Source organism: Arthrobacter rhombi (genome assembly GCF_900163545.1).
Classification (GTDB): Bacteria; Actinomycetota; Actinomycetes; order Actinomycetales; family Micrococcaceae; genus Arthrobacter_H; species Arthrobacter_H rhombi_A.
Window position 1 is genome coordinate 1 of the sequence record NZ_FUHW01000016.1, and the last position, 11,370, is coordinate 11,370.

The window sequence follows — 11,370 nt, forward strand, 5'->3', positions numbered from 1 at the left end:
TCACTACGAGGACTTCCACCCGCTGCCCGCGTACCCAACCTCAGTGGTCAATACACCTAGGCCCCACAACCATTGACCCGCCGCGCGGGCCAGTGCTTCACTTCACACAGGACGCTCGGGGTACTCACCACGCCTGTACCGCGCCGGCGCCGCCCATCACCTGTGGGCGATCCGTCCGAACATTGGAGCAGAGCCATGTACCAGGAACAGCCCCTTCCGGAACGCGGGGTGTCGATCCCCGGCGATCCGAGGCAGCCGCCCATGCACCCCGAGCCCAGCCCGAGCACGGTTCCCGCCACTGACCCGCCCACCTCACCGGAGCCGGCAGAACCATGGCCCGAGCCGTCCATCGACCCCATCGAATTTCCGCCGGATCCCCAGACCGATCCCCAGCGCGAGCAGGTCCTCCGCGACCCGGCAGGGCTGGATGGAGCATGAGCGAGCAACGAAGGACTCCTTTGCAGCGCGCGGAGCGCCGCCAAGCGGGCCCGCATACCGGCGAAGAGGATGATTTCCGGAATATGACCCGGCGGCGCCAAGAAACCGAAGAGAAGCTTCGACGACACCTTGAAGGCGAACGCGATGGTGTTGCGATAGAGCCCGACGAAGAGCAGAAGGAACAGAAGCACTAACCAGCTGGCGGCAAGTGACGGTTCCCAATGACGGTCACCTCCTTCCGGCTTCGTCCCCGGCGTGACAGGCTGAATCCATGATCTCCCTCGACGCCGTCGACACAGCTGCCCTGCTGCTCATTGGCCTTCACGCCGTTTTGGGTACCATCGCCATCGTGCTGATCTCGGCCAACCGCCGTCCGTCCACGGCGGTCGCTTGGCTGCTGGCCATCATCTTCATCCCCTTCCTCGGCGCCCTGGTCTTCTTCCTCATCGGGCTCAGCCGGCTTCCCCGCAAACGCCGTGAGAAACAGCGGCAGGTCAATGAGCTGATTCTGGAACGTACTGAAGGGCTGCACCGGGTCGGCAATGGTTCCCAGTGGCCACACTGGCTGCGTTCGGTGGTGACGCTCAACGAGAATTTGGGCGCCTTGCCCATGGTCGGCGGCAACCGCATCGATCTCCTCGACAACTACCAAGGTTGTTTCGAAGAGATGGCCCGGGATATCGACACCGCCCTGAACTACGTGCACGTCGAGTTCTACATCTTGGTCCACGATGATTCCACGGCACCGTTCTTTGCAGCACTCGCCCGGGCGGTGGCTCGCGGGGTGAGGGTTAGGGTGCTTTCGGACCATGTATCCGGCTTCATGGCCCCGCACCGTCGACATACCCGGACGGTGCTCGAGCACCTGGGAGCCGAATTCCACACCATGCTCCCGCTGCGCCCCTGGCGGGGACAGTGGCAACGTCCCGACCTGCGAAATCACCGCAAACTCGTCATCGTCGATGGACATATCGGCTTCACCGGGTCGCAGAATATGATCGACGCCGGATACCACAAGGCCAAAAACGAGAAGCTCGGCCTGCACTGGCATGAGTTGATGGTCCGGCTAGAAGGCCCTGCGGTGCGCGAGCTCGAAGCTGTCTTCGTCACCGATTGGTTCAGCGAAACGGATGAGCTGCTCTCGTTGGACACCACGCCAGTGGTTCTCCCCGAAGAGTCCGGGCTCCTCGATGCCCAGGTGCTACCCAGCGGCCCGAGTTTCGAGAACGACAATAACCTCAAGCTCTACGTCTCCCTGATCCACAAGGCCGAACACCGGATCGGCATCACCAGCCCCTACTTCGTGCCCGAGGAGTCCACCTTGTTGGCGATGATCACCGCGGCGGCCCGCGGTCTGGACGTCGAACTCTTCGTTTCCGAGATCGGGGACCAGAAATTGGTCCACCATGCCCAACGCTCTTATTACGAAGCATTGCTGCGCGCCGGGGTAAAGATCCACCTCTACGCTTCGCCGACGGTGCTCCACGCCAAGCATTTCACTATCGATGACGATGTTGCGGTGATTGGTTCCAGCAATATGGACATCCGGTCCTTCAGCCTGAACATGGAGGTTTCCGTGATGATCCAGGGTCACGATTTCGTTCAGGGCGTGCGCCGTATCGAGGACGGCTACCGGGCCAATAGCCGTCAACTCGTTCTGGAGGACTGGACGGACCGCCCGGCGGGCGAGAAGATCCTGGACAACCTGGCCCGCCTCACTTCCTCGCTGCAATAACCTTCCCGCACCACAGCCTGGGGAAGGGTCCTCAGGCGGCCTTGGTGTAGCCCGCGTCGATCAGCTCGTCCACCGTTTCGGGGACGCCCGGCTGGCCGCGTTTGACGGCCACGGCGACCCCGAGCGTGATCACGGCCACCACGGTGGCACCCACGAATGCCGCCTGGGTTCCTGGGCCGTCGATGAGGGCCCCTGCCACTGCTGAGCCGAGGGCAACACCGATGAGCTGCGCCGTCGTCGTCCACCCGAAGGCTTCGGCCACGTCGGCCGCGGGAACCCCCGATGAGGTCATCTGGGTCAACGCAGCAATCACCGGGGCGACCCCGAGGCCGGCCAGGAAGACCGTGCCCATGAGCCACCAGAAGTCCGTGCTGACGCTGGCCAGCGCCAGGCCGATGACGACGACGACCATGCGCCGTGCCGTGCTGTAGCGGTTGATGCGCTTGCGGCCCAGGTAGAGCCCTGCGGACAGTGAGCCGACGCACAGGACCCCGAGGATGATGCCCGACTGCGCTCCGCCTTCACCGAAGGTCGCCACGACCGAGGCCTCGACCATCGAGATGCAGCCGCAAATCAGGAATCCGATGACCGCTGCCAGTCGCAGGGCCGGCGAGCGCAACACCGAGCCGAAACGCCCCGTGGGCGGCGCAGCGACGGCACGGGAGATCTGTTCGGTGGTGATGAACCAGATGCCACCGCCGGTGACGAAGACCGCGGCCATGACCACACCCAGCGAGGTGTTGATGGTCAGGGAGACGAACGTGGTCAGTACCGGCCCGAGGATCCAGATGATCTCCTGCAGCGAGGCGTCGAAGGAGAACAGTGCCCCGCGGGCGCCGGGAGCCACCAGCGAGGGGTAGATCGAACGGGCCGCCTGCTGGAACGGAGGGGTACTCATCCCGCTGATGAAGGCAATCACCGCGTACGCCGTCACGGACAGCCCGGGAAGCGCGAGCACCAGGATCGATACCCCGGAGAGCACCAGGGTGACCAGCAGGACCCGGTGCATACCGAAACGGCCGAAGATCCGACTGCTCAGCGGCCCGGCGACTGCCTGCCCGATGGCCAGTGCCGCCAGGACGAGCCCGGCGGCGGTGTAGGAGTCGTGGACGTGCTCGACGTGGATCAGCGCGGCCAACGCGAGCATCCCTGCGGGAAAACGCGCGACCAGTTGCGAGACCACGACGCGAAGGACGCCAGGGGCACGGAAAAGATCACGGTAGGAAGTCATCGAACCAGCATAACGAAGAGTGCACAATACTGCACTATGCAGTGCATCACCATGGGGAGTTGATGTCGGTTTGGCGTAGCATGGTCTCCGCTCCATGAAAGGAACCTCCGTGACTGGCAACCAGGACATCGCCACGCTGATCGGCCAACGCATTCGCGCCCGCCGCACGGCCCGCCAATGGTCCCTCGACGAGGTCGCCACCCGTTCCGGGGTGAGCCGTCGAACACTGGTGGCCATCGAACAGGGTCAGGCGAACCCCTCCATTGCCGTGCTCTCCGGCATTTCCGACGCGCTCGGGGTGGCCTTCGCCTCCCTCGTGGATGCCGGCGAACCCGATGCCTTCCAGGTCCGCAGGGCCGGGGAAGGACCGCTGCTCTGGGAGGGGGACGACGGCGGGACCGCGCATCTGGCTGGCAGCCTCGGCGGTGCCAATGTTTCTGAACTCTGGGAGTGGCGCATGGCGGTGGGTGAATCCCACCACAGCACCCCGCACCCGCCGGGCACACGGGAATTGGTGGCCGTGCATTCAGGCAAACTGACCCTGGGGGTCAACGACACCTCGGTGGTCTTGGCTGCCGGGGATTCCGCCACCCATGGCGGGGACATCGAGCATAGCTACACCAATGACGGACGTTCGGCCGCCGTCTTCTCCGTGGTCGTGCATTACCCGGCAGCAACGATGATGGAGGACCCCACCGGACCGTTGAGCCTGGCCTAGCTCTCTTGAACATGCGACGTCCGCACCTCGATCGCGGGCCCACCCCTGTCCCCCACCCGTCGAAGATGGGACGGTGGGGACATGGAGAACACCTTTGATGTCATCATTCTGGGCATGGGACCCGGCGGCGAGGTGGCCGCTGGTCGTTTGCTCAAGGCAGGACTCAACGTCGCCGTCGTCGAGCGCGAGCTGATCGGTGGCGAATGCGGCTATTGGGCGTGCATTCCCTCCAAAACGCTCCTGAGACCGACACAGGTCCTCGCCGAAGCCCGTTCAACTCCCGGGGTCACCGGCGCCGAACTCGACTGGGCAGCGGCCAGCGATTACCGGGATGACATGATCCGTCACCTCGACGATTCGGCCCAGGTGAAGGCCTACGAAAAACGCGGTGCCACCGTCATCCGAGGAGCCGGCCGCTTCACAGCACCCGGGCACGTTTCGGTCGGCGAGAGGGCGTTGGAAGCCACCCACGTCATCGTCGCCACCGGGACGACGCCGGTGTTCCCCCCGCTACCGGGGTTGGAAGACATCACGGCCTGGGCCAACCGCGAGATCTACACCGCGACGACGTTGCCGGCCCGTGTCGTCGTCATCGGGGGTAGCGCCGTCGGGGTGGAGACCGCCACGTTCCTAGCTCGTTTCGGGGTGGACACCACGTTGGTCCACCGTGGTTCGGCGTTGCTGTCCCGCGAGGAACCGCGCGTCGGGGAATTGACCCTGGAACAGCTCGAAGGGGCCGGGGTCCGCGTCCTGTTGGATTCCTCCCCCACCCGCGCACGACGCGATGGCGAGGACAGCGTGCTCGAGCTCGAGGGCGCTGACGTGCCCGAGGTAGCGGCAGACGTCGTCGTGTTCGCGACGGGACGGCGCCCGAACACCGGTGACCTGGACGTCGAAGCCGCGGGCATCACCCTCGCGGAGAAAGGCGAGATCACCGTCGACGGTTCCTGTCGGGCCGCCGAGGGCGTCTGGGCCATCGGCGACGTCAACGCCATCCTGCCCTTCACCCATGTGGCCAAATATCAGGGACGCATCGTCGCCGACGCGATCCTGGGCCAGCAGCGCACCGCCCACTATGACGGGATTCCGCGGGTGGTCTTCGGCATCCCCGATATCGCCTGCGTCGGGCTAACCCACCAGCAGGCCACGCAGGAGGGCCTCTCGGTGGAATCCGTAGAACTGGATGTCACCGCGGCCTTGGCCAAACCGTGGATCGACGAACCCGAACCGGCATCGCGTCTGGGCCTGCTCGCCGACACCAACCGGCAGGTATTGGTCGGCGCCTGGGCGGTGGGCCCCGAAGCGGCCGAGTGGATCCACCATGCTGCGTTGGCCATCCGCACCTCGATCCCGATCGAGACGCTGCGTGATCAGGTCCCCCAGTTCCCGACCTTCCACGAGGCCTACCTGGAAGCCCTGGGCCGCTTCACCTTCTGAGCCTCGGAGTGGCCCGTGCGCAGCGCTAGCCCAACCCGGTTTCGCGCAAGGTGATGTTGATGCGTCCGGTCTCCAGCCCGCAGCCCGCGGGGGCCGTCTGCGGATGCACCTTGGTGACCCCGTGGTAGGCGAGCCGGGAGGGGCCACCGAAGACGAAGAGGTCCCCGGAGACCAGGTCAATGTCCTCATAGGGTTTATTTCGGTTCTCCGTGTTCCCGAACCGGAAGCGGCAGGTGTCCCCGATGGACAGCGAGACCACCGGGGCCCGGGATCGTTCGTCCCGGTCTTGGTGCATGCCCATGCGGGCGGCGTCGTCGTAGTGGTTCACCAGGGCGGTGTCCGGGGTGTAGGCCTGCCCCGCCTGCGGGTCGCCGGTGGCCTCGAGAACTGCCTTGCGCCCGAGCCGGACCAGCCAGTCTGGGACGTCCAGCACCCGGTTGCCATTCACGTCCACCGCTTCACGCGTGTACTCATAGGGTCGCCAATGCCAGCCCAGGCAGACGGTTTTCACGCTCATCTCGTGTCCGCCGACCCGTGCCGAACGGATCGGTACCGGGCCGTTGACCCATTCGTGGAAGCGGTCAACGATCCACCGTTGCTGGTCCAGCCTTAACCAGCCGGGCACCCACATCGCCCCGGGAGCCAGCTCGCGGCGCGGCCGGTGCAACAGGTCATCGCCGAACAGTGCCTCGCCGCTCATGCCGCGGCTTCCAGACCCAGCAAGGCCTTCTTGGCCTCCAGCCCGCCGATGTATCCGCCCAGTGAGCCGTCCGTGCGCACCACCCGGTGGCAGGGCACCACGATGGGCAGCGGGTTTCTGGCACAGGCGGACCCCACGGCACGAACCGCTTGGGGATTCCCCACCGAGTCGGCGACCTGCGCGTAGCTGAGGGTCTGGCCGTAGTTGATGTGCGGGAGGTAACGCTGGACCTCGAGCCGGAAGCCGGCCGACAGCGACCGATCCAGTTCCAGATCGAAGTGCCGGCGGTGACCGGTGAAGTATTCCTCGACTTCACGGGCCGCCTCGTCGAGCCGGGCCGTGCCGCGCAAGATGCGGGAGCCCAGGCGCGACGCCAGGGTTTCGACCACGGTGTCGAAGTCCTCGCGTTCAAAAGCTACCCGCACCAGCCCTCGTTCGGTGGCAGCCAAAAGCAACGGGCCAACGGGGCTGTCCACCATCCGGTAGACCACGTCGAGGAGGTCTGCGGCATCGGCCCGTTCGGCCAAGTCCAGTCGCAGGGACGCTAGATGCGCCGCCTCATGGGGGGTGTCGGTGTTCATTTGAGAGTTCCTTCCCGGAAGGCGTCGGCCCCGTAGGTCCGGCGCAGGGTGTTCAATCCGTCGGCTGCTGCACGCCTCACGGCCTCGGCGGTACCGCCGATGAGCTCTGCCGTTTCGGTGTGTTTCAAGCCGCCGAAGTAGTAGTAGGCCACCGCGAGTCGTTGACGGGTGGGCAGTTGCCCCACCGCGGCCCAGAGTTCGGGCTCGCCCGTCCCCGGGTTGCCCCACGCAGAGGCCGGCTCGGGCAGGTATTCGGCAGGAACTCCCTGACGGGCGCGGGCCCGGGTCACGTCGATGGCCTTACGGTGGGCGACGGTCACCAGCCAGGCCTGCATATTCGTCTCCTCACCGATCCCGGGCCAGGCCTGCAGTGCTGCCAGGAACGTCTCGGACCAGGCGTCGTCGGCATCGGCTCCGGCCCCCAGGACGGCACGGCAAACGCGCAGCACGGTTCTCCCATGCCGTTGAACAACGGTTTCGAATGCCTGTTTATTCTTCATCACCCTGTAGACGCCTGACCGAGAGGAAACGTGAGATGCGTCATTCAGCCTATTCTCCTGTAGGGCCCCACCAACTGCCGTTCACCCCTGTTCGGGGCCAACCGTGATGATCGGGCCTTGGGCTTGGCCGGTCCCGGGCACCAGATCAGGTCGCTGTCCGCCGCAGCCGGCACGGGCTTCGAAGGCCCGCGCGTAACGCAGCAGCTCGACATCGCGGTAGTGGTTAGTCGCCAACTGGAAGCCCACCGGGAGCCCTGGGGAACTCAGTCCTGCCGGGAGGGCCAGGACGGGCACCCCGGTCGCTGAGAGCAGGGAGGCGGAACGCATCCAGTCCAGGTACGACGTCGATGCGGTCCCGTTGATTGCTGCCGGATAGCGCAGCGTCGCGTCGAAGGGCAGGACTTGGGCCGCCGGGCTGAGGAAGAGGTCGTAGCGGGAAAAGAAGTCTCGGGTGCCTGCGGCCAGTCGGGTTCTGGCCGCTGTGGCTTCGATGAGTTCGGTGGCGGTCAGCGACCACCCGGCATCGACGTTCCAGCTGACCTCCGGCTTGATCTGGTCGCGGTGGCCTTCCACCAGCGGGCCCAATCCTGCGGCGAAATCGGTGGCCCGGGTACGTTCGAACACCAGATCCGCCCCCGTGAAGTCGATGGAGGCTTCCTCGACGATCGCACCGGCCTCTTCGAAGTGGCGCATTTGGCTCCGCAACACCTCCAGGACCTCGGCCTGTACCGGGACGCCGAGGCCGAAGTCGGGGCTCCACCCGATCCGTACCCCTCGCAGATCGCCGGGATCCCTGCCGCCCCCCGCTCCCCCGGAACCTTCGAAGATCCCAGCAAAGGAAGCCCCAGTCAGCGGCGCCGAGGGCAGCACCCGCTCGGAGGGCCCAGCGGTGGCCGCCATGAACAGCGCAATATCCTCCACGGTCCGGGCCATCGGTCCGGTGCGCGAGAGCCACGCCCAATCGTTGTCGACGGCGGGCATCGGGATCACCCCGTGGGAGGGACGGAACCCGACGACATGGCAGAACGATGCAGGAATGCGTAGCGAGCCTCCCATATCGGATCCATCACCCAGGGGTTGGATGCCGGCGGCGAGGGCAGCGGCCAGCCCGCCGGAAGATCCTCCCGCACTGCAGGTGGGGTCATAGGGGTTCGTCGTCGTCCCGAAGACCGGGTTGAAGGTATGGGAGCCCGCGGCGAATTCGGGGACGTTGCTCTTACCCATGGAGATCACTCCGGCGGCACGCAACCGCGCAATAATGGGCGCATCATCGTCGGGCACGTGGTCGGCAAACAGCGGCGAGCCGTGGGTGCTGCGCATCCCGGCCACGTCGTGGGTGTCCTTATGTGTCATCGGCAGCCCATGCAACGGCGGCAGGTCGGCCCCGGAGACCGTGAGCCGGTCGGCCGCCTCCGCGGCGGCCCGCGCGTCATCGGGAGCCAAGGTGACCACGGCGTTGATCACCGGGTTCACTGCGGCGATGCGGTCCAGCTGGGATTCGACGGCTTCCCGGGCCGAGACGTCCCGACGGCGGATGGCACCCACCAGGGAAGTCGCTGACATCTGCTGGAGTTCGTTCACTATTTCCCCGGTTTCGTGGTGGCTACATTGACCTCCAGTGTCCACCGTTGCCCTGCTGTCGGGAACACCCACCCGGCCGGAGCCTGTGCTGCGGTTCCGGGCTCTACCTCTGCGTGGGACTCGGGGCTTTGGAATGGCCCCTCTGACATGGCAACGTGTTCCCCATGACAGGCATACCTCCGGATCAGACGTCCGAACCGTTGGGGGTCGGCGGCGTCACCATCTTGGTCCTGTTCCTCGCGGGTAGTGTGCTGTTGGTTTCGGTGCCGTTGGGCATCGGTCTCGGTGCTGCCGTGGCCCTTCCCGGACTGGGTGATTTCAAACCCGGAGTGCTGCCCTGGGGCGTATTGATTCTGATCGGCTTCCTGCTGGCCTGGCTGGTGGCCAATGAAGTCCTGGAGTTCGCCCTGAAGCTGATCCTGCCCCAACAGCTTCGGGTGGCCCGGGAGGTCCTGTCCCTCCTCGGAGGGCTGGCCGTCCTGACCGGCTTATTCACCCTGGTGGTGACCTCCACGCTGACTGCGTTGGCGGCCGCCGCGATCGCTTCACTACTGCTGCTCGCACTGAAACCTGTCATTGACCGTTTAGAGGCCAACGCACCGCGTTAGTTGGCCGTGGTCGGGCTGCCGGTTCCCCACAGAGAACCAGCGGCCTCATGAACTGTGGCCGACCCCTCAGCGGGATCGGCCACAGGCATCTGTTGGCTGAGTCTACTTCTCCCAGCCGACGTTCTCCGGTTCTTCAACCAACCAGCCCGAGGGGCCATAGTTGGCCAGCCCCTTCTTGACGGCTGACATATCAGGTCCATTGCTCAGCGGAAGGGTACCGAACTGTGCGAGGGCCTTGGTTTCAGCTTCATTGGCGAGCTTCAGCGCCTCGTCCTGATCAGCAACTGTCGTGACCTCCTTCATCATTTTATCGACCTCGTCGCTGCCCACACCCGAGAAGTTGCTTTCGGAATCCGAGCAGTAGAGCTGGCAGGCCCAGGCGTAACCGTAGGGGTCGCCCTGGCTCCAGCGCATGATGATCACGTCGAAGGCACCACTGGTGACCGTCTTGGAGAAGTCAGCACTCTTCTTATTGTCGATCTCCATCTTCAGTCCGGCCTTCTTGGACATCGACTGCTGAGCGCGGGCCCGGGCATCCGAGATCGGGTCATCGCCGAAGTTCACGTATTTGAACTCAGCGACCTTTCCGTCCTTGGCGTAGTAGCCGTCACCATTCATGGTCCAGCCGTTGTCTTCCATGAGCTTCTTGGCAGCGTCAACGTCGTACTCAAAGCCGTCCAAGTTGTCCGTGTAAGTCGGCATCCAAGGGTAGAGCACCTCCGAGCCCGGAAGCGGCTCTTCCCAATCGAGGCCCTTATAGGCGATTTCCTGGAGCTGCTTGCGATCGGTCGACAGCGAGAAAGCCTTACGGGCATAGTCGTTCTCGAACAGCGGGCTGTCCTGCCCGAACGTGTACACGGCGACGGAACTGTCGAAGCCGCGCCGTAGCTGGACGTCCTCCATGTCCTTGATCTGCGCCAGACGGTCCGCGGTGCCAACGCCGGTGGCATCGATCTCTCCATTTTGGAAGGCGTTGATGGAAGCGGAGGATTCCATCTGTTTATAGACCACCTTGTCCAGCTTCGGCTTCTCACCCCACCATTCGGGGTTGGGTACCAGCGTCAGCTCCGTTTTGGAGTGGTCGCCAACCTTATACGGTCCGGCGCGCAATTCGTTGTGGGGGTCGTTGACCCAGCCAGTTTTGTAGAACTTTGCGTCCAGGTTCTTCGGGTGTTCCAGGTTTCCGAAGAGCGTCTCATAGGGGTAGAACGACTTCTTGAAGGTGACGATGGCTTCCTTCTCGTTCTCGCCCTTCTTCACGCTCTCAATGTTTTCGTAGCCGTCGGTAGCTGCCGGATTGTACTTATCCGACTTACCGCTCTGGGTCTTCCACGTGGTTTCGAAGGCCTTCCACGTGATCTGGTCTCCGTTATTCCACTTCGCGTCCGGGTTCAACACGTACTTAACAGTCTCCGGATCCTCACTCACCAGCTCGGCCGAGAGCAGGTAGTCCTTGTCCGGGCTGGCTTCTCCACTTTCGGTGAAGTTCCACAAAGTCGGAGAGGTCCAATTATCGATGTTGGTCGTATACACCGTGTTGCCATCGATGTTGAATCCGTTGAAGTTCGGCGGAATCTCACCGATGGACAGGGTCAGCGTCCCACCATCCTTGACAGCGTCGCGTTCCTGCGGGTTGTTATAGAGCTGCCCAACCTCGGGCTGGGGTAGCGGATCGGTGTTGGGTGCGACACCGGCGGCCGGTTGCTTCGCCGCCGACTGATCAGCGCCATCGCTGCCGTCGCCATTATTCGCGCCACCGCAAGCGGAGAGCGCGAAGACGGAAGCCGTCGCGGCGACCGCCAGGATCTTGTTCATTTTCATACTTGAAACTCCCATTCAGC

12 protein-coding genes are annotated in these 11,370 nt (G+C 64.5%); 6 read left to right on the forward strand and 6 right to left on the reverse strand.

All coding sequences use genetic code 11. From position 1 onward, the window contains the following. Nucleotides 1-195 precede the first annotated feature (195 nt). The 3 genes from FM101_RS03440 to cls all read left to right on the forward strand — a co-directional run bounded on the left by FM101_RS03440 (nucleotide 196) and on the right by cls (nucleotide 2,173). Nucleotides 196-438: a hypothetical protein gene (locus tag FM101_RS03440; RefSeq protein ID WP_086995522.1), complete on the forward strand. Its 243-nt coding sequence runs from the start codon at nucleotides 196-198 to the stop codon at nucleotides 436-438. Further along, a complete protein-coding gene (locus FM101_RS03445) occupies nucleotides 435-632 on the forward strand; it encodes a hypothetical protein (protein WP_086995524.1) in 198 nt (65 codons plus the stop codon). Before FM101_RS03440 ends, FM101_RS03445 begins: the two co-directional genes overlap by 4 nt. 77 nt (nucleotides 633-709) lie before the next feature. Continuing rightward, the gene (cls, locus tag FM101_RS03450) at nucleotides 710-2,173 is read left to right on the forward strand and encodes a cardiolipin synthase (protein WP_086995527.1); all 1,464 of its coding nucleotides are present in this window, start codon (nucleotides 710-712) and stop codon (nucleotides 2,171-2,173) included. A gap of 31 nt (nucleotides 2,174-2,204) precedes the next feature. Here the strand turns inward: cls and FM101_RS03455 are convergent, their stop codons facing one another. After that, nucleotides 2,205-3,404 (reverse strand): MFS transporter, encoded by a 1,200-nt coding sequence (locus FM101_RS03455; protein ID WP_158225960.1) that lies wholly within the window; start codon nucleotides 3,402-3,404, stop codon nucleotides 2,205-2,207. Nucleotides 3,405-3,513: 109 nt separating this feature from the next. On the opposite strand from FM101_RS03455, the gene FM101_RS15525 reads away from it, so the two are divergent. Further along, nucleotides 3,514-4,122 (forward strand): helix-turn-helix domain-containing protein, encoded by a 609-nt coding sequence (locus FM101_RS15525; protein ID WP_179204211.1) that lies wholly within the window; start codon nucleotides 3,514-3,516, stop codon nucleotides 4,120-4,122. A gap of 81 nt (nucleotides 4,123-4,203) precedes the next feature. Further along, nucleotides 4,204-5,559 (forward strand): dihydrolipoyl dehydrogenase family protein, encoded by a 1,356-nt coding sequence (locus FM101_RS03470; RefSeq protein ID WP_086995533.1) that lies wholly within the window; start codon nucleotides 4,204-4,206, stop codon nucleotides 5,557-5,559. 25 nt (nucleotides 5,560-5,584) lie between these two features. Here the strand turns inward: FM101_RS03470 and FM101_RS03475 are convergent, their stop codons facing one another. From FM101_RS03475 to FM101_RS03490, 4 genes are all read right to left on the reverse strand, one after another. Next, nucleotides 5,585-6,259, reverse strand: coding sequence for an alpha-ketoglutarate-dependent dioxygenase AlkB family protein (locus tag FM101_RS03475; protein WP_086995536.1), 675 nt, complete (start codon nucleotides 6,257-6,259; stop codon nucleotides 5,585-5,587). Beyond that, nucleotides 6,256-6,840, reverse strand: coding sequence for a methylated-DNA--[protein]-cysteine S-methyltransferase (locus FM101_RS03480; protein ID WP_086995539.1), 585 nt, complete (start codon nucleotides 6,838-6,840; stop codon nucleotides 6,256-6,258). Before FM101_RS03480 ends, FM101_RS03475 begins: the two co-directional genes overlap by 4 nt. Next, complete coding sequence (locus tag FM101_RS03485) at nucleotides 6,837-7,340, reverse strand: RNA polymerase sigma factor (protein ID WP_086995542.1); 504 nt, start codon at nucleotides 7,338-7,340, stop codon at nucleotides 6,837-6,839. Before FM101_RS03485 ends, FM101_RS03480 begins: the two co-directional genes overlap by 4 nt. A gap of 81 nt (nucleotides 7,341-7,421) precedes the next feature. After that, entirely contained in the window at nucleotides 7,422-8,903 is a 1,482-nt protein-coding gene (locus tag FM101_RS03490; RefSeq protein ID WP_428844137.1) for an amidase, read from the reverse strand. Nucleotides 8,904-9,085: 182 nt separating this feature from the next. Between FM101_RS03490 and FM101_RS03495 the strand changes: the two genes are divergently transcribed. After that, nucleotides 9,086-9,529, forward strand: a complete 444-nt coding sequence (locus FM101_RS03495) for a hypothetical protein (protein ID WP_086995545.1) — start codon at nucleotides 9,086-9,088, stop codon at nucleotides 9,527-9,529. A gap of 102 nt (nucleotides 9,530-9,631) precedes the next feature. On the opposite strand, the gene FM101_RS03500 is transcribed toward FM101_RS03495, so the two are convergent. Continuing rightward, entirely contained in the window at nucleotides 9,632-11,350 is a 1,719-nt protein-coding gene (locus FM101_RS03500; RefSeq protein ID WP_179204213.1) for an ABC transporter family substrate-binding protein, read from the reverse strand. Nucleotides 11,351-11,370: the final 20 nt, after the last annotated feature.